Genomic DNA, 23,307 nt, shown 5'->3' with positions numbered 1-23,307 from the left:
CCTTCCATCAGGCGGTCCAGGAGGTCTTTATCAATGCTCATGCGGGGGCTCCTCTTCGAGCAATTTATCACCACACCGCACAAAATTCAGGATAGTCCCAATTCCCGCAGCATCGCATGGCGCTTCTGCTTGAGCGTTACATCGTAATAGGCGGTCATGCCATCAATGCCGGTAACCTCATGGCCCTCGCGCAGCAGGCGCTGGGCAACATGGAAACCGATGAATCCGGCCGTGCCGGTAACAAGAATACGCATTCTATACTCCAGAAAATTGCGGTGGCCTGACATAAGCCACCCCTGTTTGGTCCTGATGGAACAAGACGAGGCTCTCGCGCTCCCTTAACGGGAATCGCGGAGCGCGTAGAAAAGCAGAAGCGAAATGGCCCATGCGATGAACGCGCAGCCCGTCACGGTCAGCGGGGAAAACAGATAAATGGGGAAAGGTTGCCTCGCCCGCCTTGACCGGCCGGACATAGATCAGCACGTACGCATTCTGCTTGGCGGCATTCTGGCGCAGCTCACGCAATGTATTGCGGGCTTCGTCATAATGGATCTGGGCTTCTTTCATCTGGTCAAGCAAGAGGGTGTTGGTGTCAATGACAGAAGCCCACCCGCCCGCCGGAGGCGTGGTCTGATCCGCCGGAGCGCCACTGACGCGCTGCGAAATGGTATTGGCCATGCGTTCGCTCAATTGCAGCACGCCATCGGCCAGCGCATAGGAATCATTGGCGCTAAAGGCATAGGTATTGAGCATGATGATGCCTTTGGTGACATCATATTGCAGGCGCACCTTCTTGTGCCAGTCCGCCACGACATCCTCGATCTTCGCATGCGATGAAAGCCTGCTGAAAAAATCGGCCCGGGGTGATGACAGCATCACGCGCACGTTCACGCCCGTCTGGGTCAGGTCTTCGATAGCGGGCGCGGAATTGAGGTAGCTGAGCAGCCCGTATGACTGCGTGGCCGAGACCGGGCCGGTGGGCGGCCCGAATATGCCAGCCCCGCCCCCTGTTTCGCTCCCGTAGCGGTCTGACGTGCTGCGAATGGCAAATGTTGCCACTGGCAGCAGCCGGTCGTGACGATATAGAGGATCGCCTCCACGACCCGGCGCCAATCCGTACATCATGGTCTGCCCAGTCGTTTCTTCTCGGGCATCAGCGGTGCAATCAGCGCCCACTCCGCATCGCGAAGGTCGCTTGCATACTCCATACTCCAGGTCGTCCCTTTGATACTGCGCGCGGGTGAGTTCAGTCCAGGCCCTCTTGATCTCACCAGGTTCTCGCAAACCCATGAAATCACTCCACTCATTTTCGGTCAGACACTTTAGAGTTGTCGCAACTCGCTACGACAGGCTCAAATCCACATTCCTTGCCGCCATCCCATTCGCATCAATTATTATCATGTTTAACTGACGACACGCCTTAGAATTCTAGACAGATCTTGCCGAAATGCTGGTTGCTTTCCTGATAGCGGAAGGCCGCCACGATATCTTCAAGTGCAAAGCTGCGATCAAGGACCGGACGGATGCCGCTGCCCTCAAAGGCCCGCACCATAGCCTTCTGGTCTGACCGACTGCCCACCAGAACGCCCTGCAGCCGGAACTGCTTGAGCAGCATGGGCACCACTTCCAGTTGCCCCGCCACGCCAGTAAGAATGCCGATGACGGAAATATGGCCCGCCACCCGGATGGCCGCCATCGACTGCGCCAGCGTGGCTGGGCCACCAACCTCGATAATATGATCCACGCCCCTGCCGCCGGTCAGTTCCCATGCGGTGGCACCCCATTGCGGGTTTTCACGATAATTGATCACATGGTCCGCGCCAAGGGCGCGCAGGCGTTCCAGCTTCGCGGCACTTGATGAAGTGGCGATAACCGTCGCCCCCGCCATCTTGGCAAATTGCAGCGCAAAGATCGACACGCCGCCCGTGCCCTGTACCAGCACCGTATCACCGGGCTTTACAGCATCATCAACAAACAGCGCGCGCCATGCCGTCAGCCCTGCCGTGGTCAGCGTCGCCGCCTCGGCATATGACCAGCCGCGTGGCGCATGAGTAAAGGAGGTGGCTGGCGCGGTCACTTCCTCCCGCGCATAGCCATCCACTCCATCGCCCGGCACCGTGGCAAACCCGATCACCTCTGGCGCGCCCCCCAGCCAGGTGGGGAAGAATGTGCTGACAACCCGGTCACCGGGTGCGAATTCGCTCACCCCTGCCCCCACTTCCAACACTTCACCCGCGCCATCGGCCATGGGAATGCGCCGCGCCGCGGGTGCCCACATGCCGCTGACAACCGCATAATCATGATAGTTCAGCGAGGATGCATGCAGCCGGACCCTGATTTCACCCTGTCCCGGCGCGCGGATGGGCTGGTCGGACATGACAACATGATCGAAACCGCCGGGCGGCTGCACAATAACCGTTCTGGGCATCGCGGATATCTCCTCACTACAGTGAAACGCAAAATACCAGATACAGACTACGAATTCCAATATGAGCCCGTTGCAACACGCAGCCCCAGAATGCCTGCCCGAAGTAAGGGGCCGATAAAACCTGTAATCCGAACGCGGCGCGTAAGGGGGTAGTGTCATATCGTTACATACAGGTAACGTAATATTCCCCACCCACATGCTCATTCATGCATATGAAATCCGGAATATCCTTTCCCGCCCCGATAACGGGAACACGCATCCGTGCCATATTTATTTTTGTTTTATAATACCTTAGCTTTTGTTTTCGGCCTTCACTCCGCTTCAGACAGCAGATTGGTCTAAAAATTTCCCAATTATTATACTTTCATAATGAATCGGCATTTTCCTCTCATTTGAGGCGAAACAACGCGATTATGTTCTGGTTGCGGAATGTAAATTGATAGTATGCCCTTCCCGTTCTGTGGGCAGAATGTTGCAGTATCGAAAGCAAGAAACCGTCATCGGTTCGACTTCACTCCGTTTCGAACGACGCGCTCAGGGGATCGCAATGACTGATAATAAATTGTGCTCATTGGTTGGTATCCACACGACCGTCCGTACACATGACCTGTTCCGTTATCCGGCATGGTCACGATCCAGGTTCCTGTTTCTTTCCGTTGCCTCTTTCATGCTGCCTTTCATGAGCGCGGGCGCCGATGCGGCAGAAAACACCAGAACCGCCGCGTCACAACACGCCAAGACAACCACGACAACAGCCAAGCCCGCCCCGGCTGCTGCCGCCGCCGCGCCACCGCAGGCCAAGACGGAATTCATTCATGTTACCCATGGCACGCCAACATCAAACGGGGTGACGAACACCACGCCGGGCGGCGGCCTCATGCCACCACAGACCATTGCAAAGTCCCGTAGCGGGCTGACGCGCGATTTCATTGCAAAACAGAGCCCGACCTCCAACGCGGTTGCCATGATCGCCAGCCTGCCGGGCGTCGTTTATGGTGGCAATGACCCGCTGGGCACCAATGATGACCAGCAGGGACTGACCATTCGCGGCCTGAACCAGCAGGAAATCGGCTATCTGTTCGAAGGCATACCGGCAGCAGCCCCGGTTTACCTTCTGCCCTATACATCTGCTTCATCCGATAACGAAAACATTGAATCCGTTACCCTGACCCAGGGCTCACCGGATACGAAGTCCCCGCTATACAACGCCGTCGGCGGCGAAATGTCCGTGAAAATGCGTGACCCGTCACGCAAAATGGGCGGTCATGTCAATCTCAGCTATGGCTCTTTCAGCCTGCGGCGTGAGTTCGTGCGTTTCGATACCGGCGAGATCGGCCATACCGGCATCCGTGGCTTCGTGTCCTTTTCCGACCGCACGGCCGATGAATGGCGCGGCGTTGGCGCGACAAAGCGTTATCATGTCGATATGAAGTTCCTGAAAGAATGGGGTGACGGCAACCGTGCCTCCCTTGTTTTCGCCTACAACGACGCACAGCAGTACTACCTGCGCGCGCCCACCAAGGCGCAGTGGAACCAGTACGGCGTCAATTTCAATTACAACGACACGCCAGGCGGCAGCTCACCTGCGAATTACTACGGTTTTGAAGAAAACCGCATGAAGAAAATCACCATGGGCGCACCGGTCAATGTCAAGCTGGCCAAGGGCCTGACGCTGGATGTCACCCCCTACTTCACCTATTCCTGGGGTTACGACAACGGCGCTTCGACCCTGAGCCGCAACGGCTCCTATTATGGCAGCCAGCCCGCTGGCACCCTGCAGAACACGGGCGCGCAGACCGGCTCCTCCATCCTTGCCGGGTCGATCGATACCTATACCCTCGCCTATTCCGGCATCAACGCCGCACTGTCATGGACCAAGGGCCACAACACCCTGACGGGCGGTGCATGGTATTCCTACTTCGACCAGTCGGAACCGCAGAGCTACCAGGCCGCCAATGGCGATGGCACGCCATCGGGCCAGTGGGGCAGCAACGCCATCCTGACCCAGAACGGGCAGGTGCTCTCCACCTACAACATCCACCTCATCCAGCAGACCAACGCGCTGTTCATCAACGACACTTACCGCGCGCTGCATGACCGGCTGACCCTGACGGCGGGCTTCAAGGAAGTCATGGTGACGCGCAGCGAAACCAACGCCATCCCCGATGTGACATATGGCACCGGGCAGAGCGTGGCCGAACCCCTGCCGCAGTTCATGGCCAGCTACAAGATCACGCCTCATGACCAGATCTACATCAACGGCACGTCTTCCTTCCGCATGCCCGCCTCGATCATGACCTACGCGGACCGCTACAGCATTTCCAGCGGCCAGCTTTCCACCCGCCACGCCAGGGGCCTGCAGCCTGAGTTCGCCATCGGGGAAGAAATCGGCTACCGCCATACCGGCTTCGTCAACCTGTCGCTTGCCCTGTTCAACTACAACTTCACCCACCGCCAGCTCAGCACGACAACCTATTCCGGCACGCAGGCCATCTCGGAATCCATAGATGCAGGTGGCCAGACCGCGCGCGGCGCCCAGATCGAAATCGGCCTGCGCCCGTGGCATCACTTCAGCCCATACCTCTCCGCGCAGTATGAACATGCCACCATCGACAATAACCTGAAGGCCGCCGCCACCGATGGCACGACGGTCTACATGCCCACGGCAGGCAAGAACGCGGTCAATACACCCGAAGTTACGGTGGCCGTGGGCCTGAATTACGACAATGGCTCCGTCTTTGCCGGGTTCAACATGAACTATATCGGCAAACAGTATTCGACCTTCATGAACGATGAGTCGATCCCCGGCTACGAAACGTTCAACATGAACATGGGCTACCGGTTCAAGTCGTTCTGGTATGCCAAGCACCCGCAGATCCAGCTGAACCTGATCAACATTGGCAATAACGGCTATCTGTCCGGCACCAGCAGCATCAAGACCAACGGGCAGGCCATGGTGGTCAACGGGCATCAGGTCGCTGCCTCCGCGCCGCAGTATTACGTTGGCGGCGGCTTTGCTGGCGTCCTGTCCTTCACCACGGGTTTCTGATCACTACAACAGGCTGAGGAATATCATGAAGCGTTTACCCAAAGCCCTGACGTTCGATGTCGTGGGCACATTGATCGATTTTGAAACCGGCATGATGAACTTCATCCACACCCGGTGTGGTGAAGCCGGTGCGAAAGTGGAGCGCGAAGCCTTCCTGAGCGCTTACCGCGAAATGCGCGCACGCGGCGAAACCCTTAATTTTCCCGATGACCTGATGCCCATCTATGAAACCCTGGCCCCGCGCTTTGGCCTGCCTGAAGGCGCGGAGCAGGTAAAGGCCTTTGCCCAGGCTGCCCATGACTGGCCCGCCTTCCCTGATTCAGTCGATGCCCTGGCCCGCCTGGCCAAGCACTTCAAGCTCGTGGCCATGACCAACACGCAGCGCTGGGCCTTCAAGGGCATGGAAAAGACCCTGGGCATGCCTTTCCATGATTCGGTCACGGTGGATGACGCGCTGTGCGAAAAGCCGGACCCCGAGTTCTTCGCCTTCGCCCGCGGGCGCCTGAGCCGTGATGGCATCGTTAAGAACGAGATCCTGCATGTGGCGCAAAGCCAGTATCATGACATCTCGGTGGGGCGTGACCTTGGCTACACCGTGTGCTGGATCGAGCGCCGCAAGGCCGTGGGCGGGTTTGGCGGCACGATTGCCGTAGCCGAGCTGACCACGCCGGATTACCACTTCTCCACCATGAAAGAACTGGCTGACATGGCGGACCGCAACGAACTGTTCATGATTTACGACTGAGCCAGCCCGCACGCGATCCATAACGGGTCGCGTGCGTGTTTGTAACAGCACCATCATCGAAACCGAGATGTCCGTTGTGGACAGGGCCAAAACGGGGCTGCACCTGTTTATCACCGGCCCGCAGCCCCGGCACGGGGCCCCTGCGCCACCGGCGGCATATCCCGCTTACCCGCACATATCCACCAGCGATCATGAAGGATGGGACCGGCCGCGCAATGCAAGAACAACCACAGACTTCTCCCTGCCTCATCGATGATCTCAAACCCTCGGGCTTCCACCTGCGACTGGCCCTTGTCGCCGGTGGCGGTCCGTTTTGCGATGGGTACATCCTGGGCATCATCGGCATTGCCCTGCCCGTCATGGTCAAGGACTTCCACCTGTCAGGCAACATGACGGGGCTGCTGGGGGCGTCCTCACTGTTCGGCGTGCTGCTCGGCGGCCTGGGTGGCGGCATCATTTCAGATCGCCTGGGCCGCAAGCGGCTCTATACGCTCAACCTGCTCATGTTTGCGATATGCTCGTGCGCGCAGTATTTTGCAGGCAGCCTGTATGCGCTGCTGTTCTGGCGGCTGCTGATCGGCATGGCCATCGGCGCGGATTACCCCATTGCCACCGCTTACGTGACCGAGTTCATGCCCCGTGTCTGGCGTGGCCCCGTGCTGTCGGGGCTGATTACGTTCTGGTGGGTGGGATATATCGTCAGTTTTATTGCGGGCTACCTGCTTTCACTCTACTTCCCCGATAACTGGCGCATCATCCTGGGGTCGAGCCTCGTGCCCTCGGCGCTGCTCATGCTCTTTCGCATCGGCATGCCGGAATCCCCGCGCTGGCTCATGCAGGCCGGCCGCGCGGAAGAGGCCCGGGCGGTTGTGCGCGAACATCTGGGCGCGCATGTCCTGCTTGATGAACCCAAGCCGGGCGACACGCCCAGACTGTCGCTCAGACATCTATTCCAGACCCGTTACCGTGGCGCCCTGGCTTTTGTATGTGCTTTCTGGATCCTGCAAAGCGCGCCCTCCTTTGCCATCCATACCCTGCAGGCCCCGATACTCGAGCAGCTCAGGATGGGGAACTCCCTTCTGGCCTCATGCATTGTAACGAGCTTCACGTTACTGGGCTCCGTTCCTGTCTCTCTGGGGCTAATAAATGTAATGGGCCGACGCAAACTGCTGATCGGTTCATTTGCGTGGGGGGCCATCGCCTTATTTTTTGTGGGTCTCTATCCCCACCCGGCCAACTGGTTTATAATCGTTGCATTCATAATATACTCTGCGGTTGAAGCTGCGGGGAGTGGCCTACAGTTTGTTTACCCCAATGAACTCTTTCCCACCGAAATTCGTGGCACCGCCGTAGGCTTCGCCTCATCGGCCAGCAGGCTCGGGGCTGCGGTGGGCACCGTGCTGCTGCCCATGGGCACAATACAGTTCGGGGTGCACGCCATGATGCTGGTGGCCGCAATGCTTCTGACACTGGGGGCCGCCATTTCATGGCGATGGGCGCCCGAAACCGCTACCCTCAACCTGTCTGAAGCCAGTCAATCGCTTACATCCTGATCGGATACGGAGTCATTTCCAATGAAGCTGACATCTTACTGGCTGGATACCGCACCGGCCTTTACCGGCACCCCGATTGCCGCCCTGCCTGCAAAGGCGGATGTGGTGGTGATCGGCGCCGGGTTTAGCGGCCTCTCCGCCGCGCTGAAACTGGCCAAATCGGGCGCCAGCGTTGTGGTCATTGATGAAGGCCGGGTTATCGGCAAGGCGTCGGGCCGCAATGGTGGCCACGTCAATAACGGTCTGGCTGGCAATTACGGCATGGCGTGCGACAAGCTTGGCGTCGCTACGGCAGCACGGCTGTACAAGGTGCTGAACCGCGCGGTGGATACAGTCGAGCGTATTGTCACTGAAAATGAAATTGACTGCCATTTCCGCCGCTGCGGCAAACTCAAGCTGGCCAGCCGCGAAAGCCACATGGCCAGCCTGCGCGCGGACCAGGCGCGCATCGCCCTTGATGTTGACCCGGATTCCCGCCTGCTGGAAGCCGATGCGCTGGGCACTGAAATCGGCTCATCCAAATTCTCCGGCGGCGTGCTGTATCCGCATAGCGGGCAGATGCATATGGGCAAATTCGGCATCGGCCTGGCCAACAGTGTGCTCAGGGCTGGCGGCCATATCTTTGAAAACACGCCCATGACCGCCCTGCGCCGTGAGGGCCGGATCACCCGCGTTACCACCCCCCATGGCGTGATCGACGCCGGGGCGGTGCTGCTGGCCACTGGCACCAGCCGGCATGCGCCCTCCTATTTCCGCAAGCGCATCATGCCGGTCGGCAGCTTTATCGTAGCAACCGAGCCGCTTGATGACGCCACGGTCAGATCGATCATGCCCGGCCACCGCAATGTAGTCACGACGCAGAACATTCACCATTATTTCCGCATTGCCGCTGATAACCGCCTGATTTTTGGCGGACGGGCCCGTTTTTCCAAATCCCGCGAAAGCACGGATATCTCGAGCGGCGAGATGCTGCGTTCCGCGCTGCAGGCCGTTTTCCCGCAGGTGCCCGATATCCGCATCGATTACTGCTGGGGCGGCGATGTGGACATGACCATAGACCGCCTGCCGCGCGCTGGCGAATGGAACGGTGTTTTCTACACCATGGGTTATAGCGGCCATGGCACGCAGATGTCAGTGCATATGGGGCAGTGCATGGCCGATGTGATTGCGGGCAACCCGCATGCGAACCCGCTGGAAAACATGCCCTGGCCGCGCATTCCCATGTATGGGCTGGCTGAACACTTCCTGCCCGCCATTGGCATGTATTACCGCATCAAGGACAAGCTGATGTAATCGGCCTGGCCTGCCTCAGGCGAATGAATACATGACAGACGTTTCCGGGCACCGCCTTTTTTTCAAAAAGGGCGGTGTTCCGTTAAAATGTTGTCTGACAACAGATCACTGATAAAAAAGTAGGAAAGCTTTCCAGGCCCACCTTACTTCTAAAAAAGGTGATGTCTTCCGAAGTTTTCAAAAAAAGCTTCACAAGAACTGTTGTCATTTCAGAATATGATTGGGCCTGCCTTTTCAAACAGCCGCCAAACTTTCTAAAACAGGCTTCACCCTCAAAGCTTTTTATGAACCGTAGCGTATATGGACGTTACGACCGTTTAATGCCGCAACGTCAGCCATGCCAGTGTGGGTTCAGTATCCCATCGCGCGGTCAACCAGGCCAACCGGCGCTTCGTTATTGAGATAACGGCGAATGTTGTTGATAATCGTCATGCCGCCACTTTCCGCAGGCGTAGAACTGGCAATATGCGGCGTAATCAGCACATCCGGCCGGTCCCATAGCGGATGATCGGCAGGCAGGGGCTCGGGGTCCGTTACATCGAGTATGGCGGCGGCAAGCTGCCCTTCCTCAAGGGCTGCCATCAGGTCATCCATCACCATCTGCCGCCCGCGCCCGCACTGGACCAGGGCAGCGCCACGCGGCAGTTGCGCAAACAGGTCACGGTTCAGTATGCCCGTCGTCTCTACAGTCAGGGGCAACAGGCATACCAGAATATCGGTGGTGGCCAGGAATTCCATTCGTTCCGCTTCACCAGCAAAGCATTTTACGCCATCAATGTCATGGCGGGAACGTGCCCAGCCCTGCGTCACATACCCCATGCCCCGCAGGGACTGCGCCACGGGCACGCCCAGTTGCCCAAGCCCCATCACGCCCACCCGGAACTGCGATGCACTGCGCACGGGGCGCGCCTGCCACACATGCTGGCGCTGCTGGTGGATATAGCGCAGCATGTCACGCTGGATGGCCCGCACGGCAAACTGCACATAGGCCACCATGCCATCGGTCAGGCCGGTTTCAATGGTGCGCACGACCTGGATATGGGGCGGGATCCGGCTCAGGTCGAACTGATCGATGCCCGCGCCAACCGAAAACAGGATTTTCAGGTTGGGGAACTGTTCCAGCAGGTTTTCAGGCGGCACCCAGGTGGCAAGGTATTCCACCTCCGCCGGGTCGCCAATATCAGGCCAGACCCGGAAGGGCACATCGGGCAGGTACCGGGCAAACAGCCTGCCCCACACATCCGCCCGTTCAGCCGTGGATTTGAGAAGCATGGACATGACGCGTTCCTTAACCAAAAGCCTGGCTGCACAGGGCAAAGCGATGCATAGGGTTCTCCACATCATGACTGTCATGGCTATCGGTCACCATGGCAGCGACCGCATCGACCCGCAGCAGGCCGATTTCATCGAGCCAGCGTGACAGGGCGCAGTCCTGGGGAATATCGAGGCGCATGAACTGCCCGGCATGGCTGCCGATCCAATAAGCGATCATGGCCGCCGCGTATTCAAGCGATGTGGCGACAACAGGGCCAACAACCATGCCCCAGCCAAATTTGCGACAGAACGCGTAACCGGCCACCTCTCCGCCTTCATCGACAATCATGCCCTTGCCTGCCGTCAGCAGGGCGGCGATCAGGTCGCGCCGGTCCATGCCGCACGCCTGCGTGTCACACGCCACGAGGGCATCAAGATCATTATGCCCCGCAGGTCGCAGGCGCACCCCCTGTGGCAGGGCGATCAGCGGCTGTGCGGCGGCGTTGCTCTGCCGCTGCTCGACAATGCCACAGGGGCGGAAGCCCATTTTCTCGTATAACGGCACCCCCGTGGGCGTGGCGTTGAGGTGAATGATCGCACCCGGCAGGGCATTGCGGGCCTCGGTCATCAGCCGTCGACCGATCCCGTGGCCGCGCCATGCATCATCAACGATCACCATGCCCAGGGAGGCATGGGTTTTCCCATACCGCCACCACATGATCGTGCCGATGACCTCGCCCGTATCGGTCTCGGCCACCCTGCCTTCCCCCACGGAAAACATGAATTGCCAGTCTTCCAGACGATGCGGCCAGGACAATGCCTTTGACAGGCTGTAACCGGCTTCCAGATCGGCCTCGCGCATGGAGCGGATGCTGATCCGGGTCAGCAGGGCTGCATCAGTCATGGTCATATCCCATTATCATGGTTCTTGGTTTTCCGGGGTTGCGGGCTTCAGGCTTTTGGCCCGCCCATATGAAAGCTTTTGATTTCGAGGAATTCATCAATGCCGGGATGACCGCCCTCACGGCCGAGGCCTGACTGCTTCATGCCACCAAACGGCGCGGATTCCATGGAGATGGCGCCCGTATTGAGGCCAACCATGCCAAATTCAAGCGCCTCGCCCACGCGCCAGGCGCGGTCGAGATCACGGGTAAAGAAATAACTGGCCAGACCGAACGGCGTGGCGTTGGCCATGGCTACCGCATCCGCCTCCACATCAAAACGGAAGATGGGCAGCACCGGCCCGAAGGTTTCCTCGGAGGCGACGCGCATTTCGGTCGTGACATCCGTCAGCACGACGGGGCTTACGAAACAGCCATCAACCTCGATCGGGCTGCTGACATAACGCGCGCCCCTGGCCAGCGCATCCGCAACATGCTCCTTCACCTTGGCAACGGCTGCCGCGTTAATCAGCGGCCCCATGGTCATGCCGTTTGCCAGGCCATTACCCACCTTCAGTTCGGCCACCGCCTGCATGAGGCGTTCGACAAACCGGTCATGAATGGCGTTATGCACGAACACGCGGTTGGCGCAGATGCAGGTCTGCCCGGCATTGCGGAACTTGCTGGTCATCACGCCTTCAACCGCCTGCTCCACATCGGCATCATCAAACACGATGAACGGCGCATTGCCTCCGAGTTCAAGGCTGAGGCGCTTGATGGTCGCAGCGGACTGTTCCATCAGGATGGAGCCGACACGGGTCGAACCGGTAAAGGACAGCTTGCGCACCGTGACATTGGTGCTCAGCTCGATGCCAACCTGATCGGGCATGCCGGTCACGACACTGACCAGCCCTGCAGGCACGCCCGCGCGCTCACCAAGCACGGCAACCGCCAGAGCCGAGAATGGCGTCAGTTCCGATGGCTTGACCACCATGGAGCACCCGGCGGCGAGGGCGGGAGCGCATTTGCGCGTAATCATGGCCAGAGGAAAGTTCCACGGCGTGATTGCTGCCGTAACACCCACCGGCTCCTTCATGACCAGCACATGGCGGCCGGGCGTGGGGGGCGCCAGGATGGCGCCATCAATGCGGCGTGCCTCCTCCGCAAACCATTTGAAGAAGGACGCGGCATACCTGACCTCGCCCTTCGCCTCGGACAGTACCTTGCCCTGCTCGATGGTCATGATGCGGGCCAGGTCATCAACATTTTCCATGACCAGGTCATGCCATGCCATCAGGATGTCTGCCCGCTCGGCTGGCAGGCGCTTTTTCCATTCGGCCTGCGCCACTTCAGCCGCGGCAATGGCCTCAAGCGTCTGCGCCCGTGAACAGGCGGGCACATGGCCCATGACTTCGCCCGTTGCAGGATTGTCCACCGCGATACGGGCGCCATCGGTCGCATCCTGCCACTGGCCTGCAATATAGGCCTGCTGCCGGAACAGCGACGGATCAGAAAGCTGCATGTTAATCATGACATACCTCTTGAGAACTCAGGATTCACAGGAATGCGGGGACGCATCGGACGCGACGCCCCCTGGAAAGGCAAGATCCGGACACGGCCGGTAACACGCAATCCGTGCACCATCGGGCAGTGTGTGCACCGGCACGGGATCCCGGTCGCATTGACCCGGCATCCGCATGTCGCAGCGTGAAAAGAACTGGCACCCGCCGCCTGCGTCATGCTGCGCCACAGGTAACTCGTCCGCGTGCCGCAGGGCCACGGCATCGGCCAGCCAGCCCGCCCGCATTTCCGGTACGGAAGATACCAGCAGGCGCGTATAGGGATGATGCGCACCCACCGCGAGGGACTGGCTGTCGCACTGTTCAACCACATGCCCCGCATACAGCACCGCCACCTGGTCGCATACCGCGCGCACGGCATGCAGGTCATGGGTAATGAAAATATAGGAAATGCCCAGCGTTTCCTGTAATTCCACCATCAGTTCAAGAATGGCCGCAGCCACGACGGGGTCAAGCGCTGCGGTAATTTCATCGCACAGCACCAGATCAGGCCGGGCGGCCAGGGCACGGGCAAAATTGACGCGCTGCTTCTGCCCGCCCGACAGTTCAGCGGGGTAGCGCTCCAGCACGGCATGGGGCAGGCGCACCATGTCGAGCAGGCGCATCGCCTCCGCGCGGGCTTCAGCCCCCTTCATGCCATGAAAGAAGGTCAGCATCCGCTCGATCGTGGCCCCGATACGCCATGCCGGGTTGAGCACCAGATCAGCATTCTGCGCCACGATCTGCAAACGGCGGCGCTGCTCGCGCGTGCGGTCGGCCACGGCGGGTGCAAGTGCTTCGCCCCGGAACATTATCTGCCCCGCGGCCCATGGCTGCAGGCCCGATATGGTGCGCGCGAGCGTGCTTTTGCCACAGCCGGATTCCCCAATGATCCCCAACGTGCTGCCCTGCGGCACCGACAGGCTGACATGATCGAGAATACGCCGCTCCGGCAGGCCCCCGGCCGTGCGGCTGCCATAACCGACAACGACATCGGACAGGTCAAGCACCCTGTCCCTGCGCGCGGGCTCCATCGGCGCACAGGGCGTGGCGCGTGGTGGAATCCGGCATGCGGCCACCAGTTCGCGCGTGTAATCATCCTGCGGGTTGCCCAGAATATCCGCCACCGTGCCGCTTTCACGCACCTGCCCGTGACGTAGCACCACGGCATGATCGGCAATCTGCGCCACGATGGCCAGATCATGCGTTACGTACACGCCCGTAATGCCCCGGTCGGCCAGCACGGTGCGAAACGCGGCCAGGACCTCGATCTGGGTCGTGACATCAAGCGCGGTTGTCGGCTCATCGAAGACAACGATTTCGGGGTCCGTAATCAGCGCCATGGCCGCCATGAGGCGCTGAAGCTGCCCACCGGAGAGCTGATAGGGGTAACGCGCGCCGATCGTTTCAGGCTCGGGCAGCGCCAGTGCGCGGAACAGGTCGACCATCTTGCGTTCCGCCTGCTCGCGCGTCATGGCCCAGTGCACGCGCGCGGGTTCGATCACCTGCTGCGCGATGCTCAGCGCCGGATTGAACGCCGTGCCCGCATTCTGCGCCACGTAGCTGATGGTGCGCCCCCGCATGCTTCGCAATTCATGCGTGGTCATGCTGGTCACGTCATGCCCCGCAACCCTGATCTGGCCGCCGCTGATCGTGCATCCCGACCGAACATACCCCAGCAGCGACAGGGCGATGGTGGTCTTGCCCGAGCCGGATTCCCCGATCAGGGCCAGCATCTGGCCTTCGCGCACCGCCAGGCTGACATCGCGCACGATCGGCACGTCATGCCCGTCGGGGCGATGCCCGACGATATCGAGGTTCCGGACCGAGATCACATGCGCCCTGCTCATCGCCGCGACGTTCCATCGAGCACGAGGTTGATCCCTACCGTCAGCGCCCCGATCACGACTGTAGGCAGGATCACGGCGGCCGATCCATACACCAGCCCCAGCACGTTTTCGCGCACCAGTGAGCCCAGATCGACCAGCGGCGGCTGCACCCCCAGTCCGAGAAAGCTGAGATTGCTGAGCAGCAGCACCGCGTAGATGAACCGCAGCCCGACATCGGCCAGCAGCGGCCCGCGCATGTTGGGCAGGATTTCCTTCCAGATAATGAAGAACGCTCCTTCACCCCGCGCCATGGCAACGGTGATGTAATCCATCCGCGCAATACGCAGCGCCAGCGCGCGGCTGGTGCGGTAGGCACCGGGCGTATAGATGACCCCCATGGTCAGGATCAGCGCCAAGAGCGAATCCCCGAACGCCGCGATGACGAGCAGCGCGCACAGCAGGCTGGGAATGGACAGGATGCCATCCATCAACCGCCCCGCAACCTGTTCCACCCAGGCTGGCATGGCCGTGGTGGCGATGCCCAGCAGGATGCCACAGCTGCATGAAAATGCGGTGGACAGGGTGCATATCAGCACCGTGTAGCGCACGGCATAAAGCAGGCGGCTGCCCAGATCACGCCCCAGGTAATCCGTGCCCAGCCAGTGCCGGTGCGACAGCGGGGCAAACACCTCCGTATCGATGATCTGCCCCGGCGCATAGGGCGCGAAGAACGGCCCGCACACTGCCAGCACCAGCCAGAACCCGAACAGCCCCATGACACGCTGCGCCGGTGTCAGGACAGGCAGGCCCAGAACCCTGTAGCGGGTTGTCGTGCCACTCATGCGCCCCGCCCCTTCGGCACGGAGGCCAGCGCCACGATATCGGCCAGTGTGGTCAGGAACAGGTAGGTCATGCAGAACAGGAGGGTGCAGGCCTGGATGATCGGCACATCACGCGACATGACGGAATCCACCATAAGCTGTGCAAGGCCGGGATAGTTGAAAATGGTCTCGATCACGACCACGCCGCCGAGCAGCGATGACAGGCTGAGTGCTATGGCATTGGCCACCGGGCCAATCGCATTGGGCAGCGCATGGTGCAGCATGATGCGGACGGGCGGCACGCCCTTGATTACCGCCATCTCCATATAAGGGGCAGAAAACACATCGATCATGCAGGCCCGGATCATGCGGATCATCTGCGCCATGGTAATGCTGGCCAGCGTGGCCACCGGCATGGCGAAGGTGAGGAAAAACTGCCCAACGGAATGGATCGACCGGATATCGGACAGCGCCGGCACGACCCGGAACTGCACGGCAAACACAAACACCGACACCGTGGCGATGAGAAAGGCAGGCACAGAGACAATACCCAGCGTCAGCACCGTCATGACACGGTCAAAAACGGTATGGCGCCATGTCGCGCAGGCCAGCCCGAGCACCAGCGCCAGCGGCACGGCAACCAGCGTGGTGGCACCGGCAAGCAGCAGGGAGTTGTAAAGCCGTGGGGCAAGCATTTCGCTGACCGGGCGCCCAGTCAGTAGCGAATTGCCCGCATCCCCCCGCAGCATGCCGCCGCACCAGTGCACGAACCGCAGCCAGAGCGGCTGGTCGAGATGCAGCGCATGCCGCAGGGCCTGCGTGGCATCGGGCGTTGCGTTCTGGCCCAGCAGCATATCCGCCACATCACCCGGCAGGGCTGCGGTGAGAACAAAGATCGCCACCACCACAAACAGCAGCGAACACAATGCCGCCCCGACCCGGCGCAGCACCAGTGTGGCCAGGCGCGCGTTCATGCGGCCCCTCCCGGCGCATCGGCCAGCCAGACGTGACTGAGAAAATCATACCCCATCAACTGCCCCGCCTGGCTTGGTGCAAGCCCCCGCACGCGCGGACTGAACGCATCAAGGCTGGTGGTGAAGGCTGGCAGGCAGATGCCCGCTCCATCATGAATCATCACCTGCATGTCGTGATAGATCTGCCGCCGCGCGCCCTCATCGCGCTGGCTGCGCGCGGCAAGCAGCAGCTGGTCAAAACGCGGGTCGCGCCAGTGCGACTCATTCCACGGCGCGCCCGAGGCGAAGTTGAGGGCAAACGTCATGTCCAGCGACGGGCGGGGATTGGTGTTGCCAAACCCCATCGGGGTCTTCATCCAGTATTCCGTCCAGTAACCATCGGCTGGCATGCGGCGGATGGGCAGGCTCATGCCGGCCTGCTGCGCCGCATATTGCAGCACGACCGCAATATCAACCGAGGCCAGCGCCGCGGGTGAACAGACCAGCGGCACGCCTGCTTCCATCATGCCCGAACGCTTGAGGTAAAAACGCGCGCGGTCGGGATCAAAGGGACGCTGCGGCAGGTCGGCTGCAAAATAACGGTGTTCGGGCGGGATGGGCTGGTCATTGCCCAGCCGGGCGAAACCCAGAAAAACGGAATCACGCACCTGCTCACGATTGAACAGGTATTTCATGCCCGTGACAAAATCCTGCGACCGGCCCGGTCCTTCATCAAGACGGATGGCCAGATCGGTATAGGTGCCGACAGGACTTTCCATGACCCCGAACCCGCGCGCGCGCAGCAGGCGCACGAGGCGCGGATTGACGGAGGCAATGATATCCACATCATTCGACAGCAACGCATTGTGACGCGACATGTCATCGGAAATGCCAATCATGTCGACACTGTCCAGCCAGGGCGCAGGCCCCCGCCAGAAATCCGGATTACGCCGCCCCGATGTACGCACGCCGGGCGTGAATTCCGTACAGATGAAGGGCCCCGTTCCATTGGCCCGCGAAAAATCCGTCGTGCCATCGCGCACGATACTGAAACTGACAATGCCGAGCATGGACGGGAAATCGGCATTCGGCCCATGCAGCGTCACGCGCACTTCCAGCGGACCTACAGCTTTTATGTCCGCCATTTCCTGCGCGATGACACGCTGTTGGGAGCCTGTGGCCGGATCCTTGTGCCGCGCCAGCGAATAGACCACATCCGCCGCATTCAGCGCCGCGCCATCATGAAAGGTCACATCCCGGCGCAAGGTGATGTGCCATGTCTGCAGGTCATCACTCTCTATGCGTTCAGCCAGGGCTGGATGCGGCATCATTTCCGCATCGAGCATGACCAGACCATCATAGAACATATGACCACGGATATAGTCGGTTGCCAGGGCGAAACGCGCCGGGTCCAGCGTATCCGCCGTTGAGGCGGCCAGACCCGCAAAATTCAGGTGCCCGCCCCGGCGGGGCTGCGGGTCCTGCCCGCCTGCGGCCCGGGCCGCGCGCGCGGGCAGGCCTGCGGCAACCAGCCCCGCACCGGCCAGGCGTAGCGCCTGCCGCCGACCAAGCGCGCCTGTCGTACCATAGGGAGCACGACCACCCCGCATCAGGAAAGCGCGCCCTCGGGCTGGCGCGCCTGCCACCACATGCCACCCGGCACGCGGGCGGCCAGCATGTCAGAGCAGTTGCTGGCAAGTGTCATGATCGTGCTTCCCTGCGGTGTGGTGATCCCGGATATGGTGACGCGCGCCCTGCCGGTTTACAGGCCCAGAACGCCCGGAAGGCCGCCGATATCCCTGATTTCGGTATAACCATATTCCGGCGTGGAGGGTTCATGCCCACGGGCCACGAACACCTTGTTACGGATGCCAAGGTCACGCGCGGGCATGAGGTCGTAACGCAGGGAAGACGAGACATGCAGGATGTCTTCCGGCCCGCAGCCGAGCTGATCGAACATGTATTCAAACGCGCGCATGCGCGGCTTGTAGGCCTGCGCGTCTTCTGCCGTGAACACCTTATGGAAAGGCACATCGATATTCGCGACATTGGAATGGATCTGCGAATTCATGGCGTTGGACAGAATGACGAGCGGAAACTCCCTGGCCACGCGGCGCAGCGGCTCGGTTACATCGGGCCACGGGCCCCATGTCGGCACTGCATCGTAAAACTTATTGGCCACGGCAACATCAAACGGAATGTTCCAGCGTTTGCAGGTGCGCTCGATCGCGCCCAGCACGACGTAACGGTACGGCTTCCAGGCGCCAAGCACTTCATCAAGGCGGTAGCCGGCAAAGTCGGCCACGAACTGGTCCATGTGCTCGGGCGCGATGACATCGGCATAGAGCTTGCGGGCCGTCTCACCCATTTCGAAATGGATCAGCGTGCCATAGCAGTCGAAAGTGATGAATTTGGGCTTAAAAAGGGACATGACAGGATAACACCTCATTCCGTAGTGCTCATCAATAAATCATGAAAACGCCACGCGGGAATACTCGTTTATATATAATTTTCAGCATAATGTATCGAATTGGAAACCAACACGAGCAGGGTCTGCTTTCGTACATGCGGACACAGAAAATATGCGATTTCTTTATACCATACATAGGGTTATGGCCGAACCCATATCTGGCCCATGCTACCTGGAACACCCCGCGCCACCATGCGGAAGGCAGATCATGCCAGAATGACCACACAGGGCGATTCACAAAGCAGAATATGCCACGGACTGCCCACCACAGGCGCACTCGGGCAGCATGCGCAGCCCTGCCCGGCTTTATGGATTCGAGGCCCATTACCGAAAAAATGAAGTTATATAAACGAACCATCAGAAAAAAATGAGGAGAGGACACCGCCGCAGCCCCTGCTCATATGCCTCCTCACACAACCGCATAACCTGTCATGCCACAGACGGCAGCACAATAGATAACGGGTCGCAACAATTCATACGGTTACTTTCCGCCTCATAAAAAAAGCGGATGAACCAGTCTGCCTGGTTCATCCGCTCCAGCCGGCATGGCATCATCATGCCAGCACGTTCATGTTCCCGTCATGGGGAAGGATCGACAGCGTCCTGTCAGCGCATGTCGTGCAGGGCCGCGGCAATAGCATCCCCGAACTGTGCCGTGCTGGCCTTGCCACCAATGTCAGGCGTGCGGGGAGCTGCGGGATTGGCCAGAACCGTCTCGATGGCCCTGAGCACCATGCGCCCGGCTTCCGGCTCGCCAAGGTGATCGAGCATCATGGAAGCCGCCCAGATCTGGCCAACGGGATTGGCGATGTTGCGCCCGGCGATGTCGGGAGCAGAGCCATGCACGGGTTCGAACATGGAGGGATAACGCCGCTCGGGATTGATGTTGGCGGACGGCGCCACCGCGATCGTGCCCGTCACCCCCGGTCCGAGATCGGACAGGATATCGCCAAACAGGTTACTGCCAACCACAACATCAAAATATTCAGGCGACAGGACAAAACGCGCGGCCAGAATATCGATATGGTGGCTGTCGATGCGGGTGCCCGGATACTGCGCGGCCATTTTCTCGAACCGTTCATCCCAGAACGGCATGGAATGGAACAGACCGTTGGACTTCGTGGCCGATGAAACATGCGGGCGGTCCAGCTTCTTGGCCAGTTCAAAAGCATACCGGATGATGCGGTCCGTGCCATGCCGGGTGAACACGGCGGTCTGCACCACGCCTTCGGCATCCGTGCCCTCGGCAAAACGGCCGCCGATGCGCGAATATTCGCCCTCGGTGTTTTCACGCACGATCCAGAAATCAATATCACCGGGCTTGCGGTCAGCCAGCGGGCAGCGAATGCCGGGCAACAGGCGGACGGGGCGCAGGTTGACGTACTGGTCAAAATCACGCCGGATGGGAATCAGCATCCCCCACAGCGAAATATGGTCCGGCACGGTCGGATACCCCACCGCACCGAGCAGGATGGCATCATGCTGCGACAGGCGGTCCATGCCATCGGCAGGCATCATGCTGCCGGTCGCGAGATAGGTCTCGCAACTCCAGTCATATTCAGAATACTGGAAACCGATATCGCAGATCCTGCCAATGGTATCGAGCACCTTCAGCGCAGGCGGCATGACTTCCTTGCCAATGCCATCACCGGGCAGGACCGCGATCTTGTATGTCTTCATGATACTTCATCTCTCCGCGTCTGTTGCGCAAGATAATAACGGGCCAGGCGCTCCCAGTAGGTCACGCCGCGACCAATCACGCTGTCATTGAAATCATAATCCGGCGCATGCAGGGCAGCAGACGGGCCATTGCCGATCATGGCATAGGTGCCCGGACGCTGTTCGAGCATGAAGCCGAAATCCTCCGAGGCCAGACTGGGCGGCACATCGGTATCGGCAGGTGGCCAAGCTGTATCCGCATCCATGTCACGCATCACTTCGCCTACAATGCGGGTGGGGGCTGCCGCGTTGACGGTAACGGGATACGGGCTGTGATATTCCACCGCCATTTCAACCCCGCCCGCCTGCGCCATGCCTGCGGCCAGTTCCACCAGTTCTTCACGCAGGCGTTCGAGCGTGGCGCGGTCCAGTGCCCGGATCGTGCCAGCGAGTTCCGCCTGGTCGGGAATGATATTGTCCGTGCTGCCCGCATGGAATGTACAGACAGACACCACGGCTGGCACCAGCGGGTTCGTGCGCCGCGCCACAAGCTGCTGGATGGCCTGCACCAGCGCCGCCCCGGCCAGAACCGGATCGGCTGAAAGATGAGGCTGCGCCGCATGCGCCCCGCGCCCCCTGATGCGGATACGGAACCGCCAGCCCCCCGCCATGATCGGCCCGTTGCGCACCGCGAGCTGCCCCGCCGGCAGGCCGGGCCAGTTATGCAGCCCGAAACACGCTTCGGCCGGAAAGCGCGTGAACAGCCCTTCCTCGATCATCACGCGCGCGCCCGCGCCCCCTTCCTCTCCGGGCTGGAAGACGAAGTGGATCACCCCATGCTCCGGCGGCCGTGCCGCCAGCCGGGCGGCGGCGCCAAGCAGCATGACCGTGTGCCCGTCATGCCCGCAGGCATGCATGCGGCCCGCATGGCGCGAGACATGGCCATGCGTGCTCCGTTCCTGCACCGGCAGCGCATCCATGTCGGCACGCAGTATGATCGATGGGCCGGGCTGGTTGCCATGCAGGCTTGCCACAACCCCGGTCGTGGCAAGGCCACGGACAGGCGTGTAACCAATTTCGGTCAGATATTCATACACCAGATCGGCTGTGCGGACTTCCTCGAAGCGCAGTTCGGGGTGGGCGTGCAGATCCTGCCGCAGGGCGGTCAGTTCGGTAAGGCATGCGGCCCGGCTCATCGCGCGTTATCCCTCAAACGATATCAGCACGCTTTTGTGCCGCAGGTTGGCTTCCACCGCCTGCCGCCCGAGGTCCTTGCCAAGGCCCGAACCGCCAAAGCCGCCGGTGGGAATGACAAAATCAGCTGATCGCCCGTACCGGTTGACCCACACCGTGCCCGCCTTCAGCCGCCTGACCGCCCGCATGGCGCGACCGAGATCAGCGGTATGCACGCCAGCGGCCAGCCCATATTCGGGGTGTTCGGCCAGCATCATGGCCTCCTCTTCCTCCCTGAAGGTCTGCACGGTCAGGACCGGGCCAAAGATTTCCTCGCGCACGGCCACATTCTGCATGGTCACGTTCGTCAGCACCGCGGGCGAGAGGAACACCCCGCCACTATCTGGCAGGAGACGGCGCATGGGCACGGCCTGCTGCGCGCCCGCCGCACAGGCACGGCTGACAATGTCTTCTATCCGCTGTGCCTGGGGGGGGGAAATAATCGGGGCATAGGCCGCATTCCCATCCCATGTGGGGCCGGGGCGGACCTGACCTGCCAGCGTAGCGATGCGCTCAATGAGGGGGGCTGCGACCTTTTCATGCACGATCAGGCGCGAACCGGTCACGCACACCTGCCCGGCATTGCCGGTGAAGGCACGAAAAATGCGGGCGGCCACCGTGTCAACGCAGGTGATGTCCTGATAGACCACCTGCGGGCTCTTGCCACCAAGTTCCAGCGTAACCGGCTTGGGCCCGCTCTGCGCCGCCGCCTGCATGACCGCGATGCCCGTGCGGGTGGAGCCGGTAAAGGTGAGCTTTCCCACCAGCGGGTGCTGCGACAGCGCCGCCCCCACCACGCTGCCCGCACCCTGCACCACATTGAACAGCCCAGCGGGCAGACCCGCCTGCTCGCCAAGCCGGGCCAGCAGCACGGCGGAGAACGGCGTCATTTCCGATGGCTTGAGCACCACGCCATTGCCCGCCACCAGGGCGGGCAGCACTTTCCAGCTCCCCATCACCAGCGGGAAATTCCATGGTGCGATGGCGCCGATCACGCCATAGGGCTCGGCAATCGTCATGCCCAGCAGGTCCGACTGGGTGGCGGCCACATCACCACCCAGCTTGTCGGCATATTCCGCGAAGAAACGCATCCCCTCCGCCGTAAACGGCACATCCCACGCCGTGGTCTCGGCAATGGGGCGGGTGGAGCAGAAGGATTCCAGACGGGCCAGCTCCCCTGCATGTTCTTCCACCAGTTGCGCCCACCGCCGGATCACCCGCGCGCGCTCACGCGGGGCGCAGGTGGCCCAGCCGCTCGTGGCCTGCGCATGGGCCGCACGGCGCACGGCCTGATCGACAATATCCGCGCTCCCTGCGGGGATATGCCCCACCACCGCGCCGCTCGAGGGAGCATGTACCGCAATCTGCTCCCCATCCGCGAGCAACTGGCCACCAATGAAGTGGCCAGCGGGAATATCAGCAAGGGCGGGATCGAAAGACAGTGAGGACGACATGAAACGTTTCCTGAACCAATATGCGTTTTATCCGTAATGCCAGACCGGCCCGGGCGGCGGCGGCCATCAACGGGGCGCGCATGACACGCAGGGCCTGCCCGTCATTGTAAGGCGCAGGCCGGACAT

At 60.8% G+C, this 23,307-nt stretch carries 17 protein-coding genes and 2 pseudogenes; 4 read left to right on the top strand and 15 right to left on the bottom strand.

The genetic code is table 11. From position 1 onward, the window contains the following. Positions 1-101: 101 nt before the first annotated feature. From CDI09_RS18850 to CDI09_RS12260, 4 genes and pseudogenes are all read right to left on the bottom strand, one after another. Positions 102-254, bottom strand: a pseudogene (locus CDI09_RS18850) (NAD-dependent epimerase/dehydratase family protein); the annotation flags it as partial. 1 nt (position 255) lies between these two features. Further along, the gene (locus CDI09_RS12270) at positions 256-1,059 is read right to left on the bottom strand and encodes a hypothetical protein (protein WP_249034023.1); all 804 of its coding nucleotides are present in this window, start codon (positions 1,057-1,059) and stop codon (positions 256-258) included. Beyond that, positions 1,017-1,290: pseudogene (locus CDI09_RS12265) on the bottom strand (transposase); the annotation flags it as partial. The pseudogene CDI09_RS12265 and the gene CDI09_RS12270, both read right to left, overlap by 43 nt. 130 nt (positions 1,291-1,420) lie before the next feature. After that, positions 1,421-2,428 carry a zinc-dependent alcohol dehydrogenase family protein gene (locus CDI09_RS12260; RefSeq protein ID WP_078524739.1) on the bottom strand — a complete coding sequence of 336 codons (1,008 nt, stop codon included), beginning with the start codon at positions 2,426-2,428 and terminating at the stop codon, positions 1,421-1,423. A 679-nt stretch (positions 2,429-3,107) separates the two neighbouring features. Between CDI09_RS12260 and CDI09_RS12255 the strand changes: the two genes are divergently transcribed. The 4 genes from CDI09_RS12255 to CDI09_RS12240 all read left to right on the top strand — a co-directional run bounded on the left by CDI09_RS12255 (position 3,108) and on the right by CDI09_RS12240 (position 9,068). Next, positions 3,108-5,477, top strand: coding sequence for a TonB-dependent receptor (locus tag CDI09_RS12255; RefSeq protein WP_236944629.1), 2,370 nt, complete (start codon positions 3,108-3,110; stop codon positions 5,475-5,477). Between the two features lie 25 nt (positions 5,478-5,502). Continuing rightward, entirely contained in the window at positions 5,503-6,222 is a 720-nt protein-coding gene (locus CDI09_RS12250) for an HAD-IA family hydrolase (protein ID WP_078524743.1), read from the top strand. A gap of 215 nt (positions 6,223-6,437) precedes the next feature. After that, entirely contained in the window at positions 6,438-7,775 is a 1,338-nt protein-coding gene (locus tag CDI09_RS12245; protein WP_078524745.1) for an MFS transporter, read from the top strand. A 21-nt stretch (positions 7,776-7,796) separates the two neighbouring features. Continuing rightward, complete coding sequence (locus CDI09_RS12240) at positions 7,797-9,068, top strand: NAD(P)/FAD-dependent oxidoreductase (RefSeq protein ID WP_078524746.1); 1,272 nt, start codon at positions 7,797-7,799, stop codon at positions 9,066-9,068. Positions 9,069-9,419: 351 nt separating this feature from the next. On the opposite strand, the gene CDI09_RS12235 is transcribed toward CDI09_RS12240, so the two are convergent. From CDI09_RS12235 to CDI09_RS12185, 11 genes are all read right to left on the bottom strand, one after another. After that, a complete protein-coding gene (locus tag CDI09_RS12235) occupies positions 9,420-10,346 on the bottom strand; it encodes a 2-hydroxyacid dehydrogenase (RefSeq protein ID WP_078524748.1) in 927 nt (308 codons plus the stop codon). Positions 10,347-10,356: 10 nt separating this feature from the next. Continuing rightward, complete coding sequence (locus CDI09_RS12230) at positions 10,357-11,226, bottom strand: GNAT family N-acetyltransferase (protein WP_078527750.1); 870 nt, start codon at positions 11,224-11,226, stop codon at positions 10,357-10,359. Between the two features lie 47 nt (positions 11,227-11,273). Then, a complete protein-coding gene (locus CDI09_RS12225) occupies positions 11,274-12,734 on the bottom strand; it encodes an NAD-dependent succinate-semialdehyde dehydrogenase (protein ID WP_078524750.1) in 1,461 nt (486 codons plus the stop codon). 18 nt (positions 12,735-12,752) lie between these two features. Continuing rightward, positions 12,753-14,612, bottom strand: a complete 1,860-nt coding sequence (locus CDI09_RS12220; RefSeq protein WP_078524751.1) for an ABC transporter ATP-binding protein — start codon at positions 14,610-14,612, stop codon at positions 12,753-12,755. Further along, complete coding sequence (locus tag CDI09_RS12215) at positions 14,609-15,433, bottom strand: ABC transporter permease (RefSeq protein WP_078524754.1); 825 nt, start codon at positions 15,431-15,433, stop codon at positions 14,609-14,611. Before CDI09_RS12215 ends, CDI09_RS12220 begins: the two co-directional genes overlap by 4 nt. Beyond that, positions 15,430-16,386 carry an ABC transporter permease gene (locus CDI09_RS12210; protein ID WP_078524756.1) on the bottom strand — a complete coding sequence of 319 codons (957 nt, stop codon included), beginning with the start codon at positions 16,384-16,386 and terminating at the stop codon, positions 15,430-15,432. Before CDI09_RS12210 ends, CDI09_RS12215 begins: the two co-directional genes overlap by 4 nt. Beyond that, positions 16,383-17,975, bottom strand: a complete 1,593-nt coding sequence (locus tag CDI09_RS12205; RefSeq protein WP_078524758.1) for an ABC transporter substrate-binding protein — start codon at positions 17,973-17,975, stop codon at positions 16,383-16,385. Before CDI09_RS12205 ends, CDI09_RS12210 begins: the two co-directional genes overlap by 4 nt. A gap of 152 nt (positions 17,976-18,127) precedes the next feature. Then, positions 18,128-18,796 (bottom strand): haloacid dehalogenase type II, encoded by a 669-nt coding sequence (locus tag CDI09_RS12200; protein ID WP_078524760.1) that lies wholly within the window; start codon positions 18,794-18,796, stop codon positions 18,128-18,130. Positions 18,797-19,441: 645 nt separating this feature from the next. Beyond that, a complete protein-coding gene (locus CDI09_RS12195; RefSeq protein ID WP_078524762.1) occupies positions 19,442-20,515 on the bottom strand; it encodes a tartrate dehydrogenase in 1,074 nt (357 codons plus the stop codon). Next, entirely contained in the window at positions 20,512-21,690 is a 1,179-nt protein-coding gene (locus CDI09_RS12190; protein WP_078524764.1) for an amidohydrolase, read from the bottom strand. Before CDI09_RS12190 ends, CDI09_RS12195 begins: the two co-directional genes overlap by 4 nt. 6 nt (positions 21,691-21,696) lie before the next feature. Further along, a complete protein-coding gene (locus CDI09_RS12185; protein ID WP_078524766.1) occupies positions 21,697-23,181 on the bottom strand; it encodes an aldehyde dehydrogenase family protein in 1,485 nt (494 codons plus the stop codon). Positions 23,182-23,307: the final 126 nt, after the last annotated feature.

Source organism: Komagataeibacter nataicola (assembly GCF_003207795.1).
Lineage (GTDB): Bacteria > Pseudomonadota > Alphaproteobacteria > Acetobacterales > Acetobacteraceae > Komagataeibacter > Komagataeibacter nataicola.
This window is presented reverse-complemented; position numbering and strand designations above follow the sequence as displayed.

What these genes read in the sequence shown, in the direction of transcription:
- CDI09_RS12215 (WP_078524754.1), bottom strand. Translation starts at nt 15,433, where the DNA reads ATGAGTGGCACGACAACCCGCTACAGGGTTCTGGGCCTGCCTGTCCTG.
- CDI09_RS12205 (WP_078524758.1), bottom strand. Translation starts at nt 17,975, where the DNA reads ATGCGGGGTGGTCGTGCTCCCTATGGTACGACAGGCGCGCTTGGTCGG.
- CDI09_RS12250 (WP_078524743.1), top strand. Translation starts at nt 5,503, where the DNA reads ATGAAGCGTTTACCCAAAGCCCTGACGTTCGATGTCGTGGGCACATTG.
- CDI09_RS12240 (WP_078524746.1), top strand. Translation starts at nt 7,797, where the DNA reads ATGAAGCTGACATCTTACTGGCTGGATACCGCACCGGCCTTTACCGGC.
- CDI09_RS12210 (WP_078524756.1), bottom strand. Translation starts at nt 16,386, where the DNA reads ATGAACGCGCGCCTGGCCACACTGGTGCTGCGCCGGGTCGGGGCGGCA.
- CDI09_RS12195 (WP_078524762.1), bottom strand. Translation starts at nt 20,515, where the DNA reads ATGAAGACATACAAGATCGCGGTCCTGCCCGGTGATGGCATTGGCAAG.
- CDI09_RS12255 (WP_236944629.1), top strand. Translation starts at nt 3,108, where the DNA reads ATGAGCGCGGGCGCCGATGCGGCAGAAAACACCAGAACCGCCGCGTCA.
- CDI09_RS12185 (WP_078524766.1), bottom strand. Translation starts at nt 23,181, where the DNA reads ATGTCGTCCTCACTGTCTTTCGATCCCGCCCTTGCTGATATTCCCGCT.
- CDI09_RS12260 (WP_078524739.1), bottom strand. Translation starts at nt 2,428, where the DNA reads ATGCCCAGAACGGTTATTGTGCAGCCGCCCGGCGGTTTCGATCATGTT.
- CDI09_RS12225 (WP_078524750.1), bottom strand. Translation starts at nt 12,734, where the DNA reads ATGATTAACATGCAGCTTTCTGATCCGTCGCTGTTCCGGCAGCAGGCC.
- CDI09_RS12220 (WP_078524751.1), bottom strand. Translation starts at nt 14,612, where the DNA reads ATGAGCAGGGCGCATGTGATCTCGGTCCGGAACCTCGATATCGTCGGG.
- CDI09_RS12235 (WP_078524748.1), bottom strand. Translation starts at nt 10,346, where the DNA reads ATGTCCATGCTTCTCAAATCCACGGCTGAACGGGCGGATGTGTGGGGC.
- CDI09_RS12190 (WP_078524764.1), bottom strand. Translation starts at nt 21,690, where the DNA reads ATGAGCCGGGCCGCATGCCTTACCGAACTGACCGCCCTGCGGCAGGAT.
- CDI09_RS12200 (WP_078524760.1), bottom strand. Translation starts at nt 18,796, where the DNA reads ATGTCCCTTTTTAAGCCCAAATTCATCACTTTCGACTGCTATGGCACG.
- CDI09_RS12245 (WP_078524745.1), top strand. Translation starts at nt 6,438, where the DNA reads ATGCAAGAACAACCACAGACTTCTCCCTGCCTCATCGATGATCTCAAA.
- CDI09_RS12230 (WP_078527750.1), bottom strand. Translation starts at nt 11,226, where the DNA reads ATGACTGATGCAGCCCTGCTGACCCGGATCAGCATCCGCTCCATGCGC.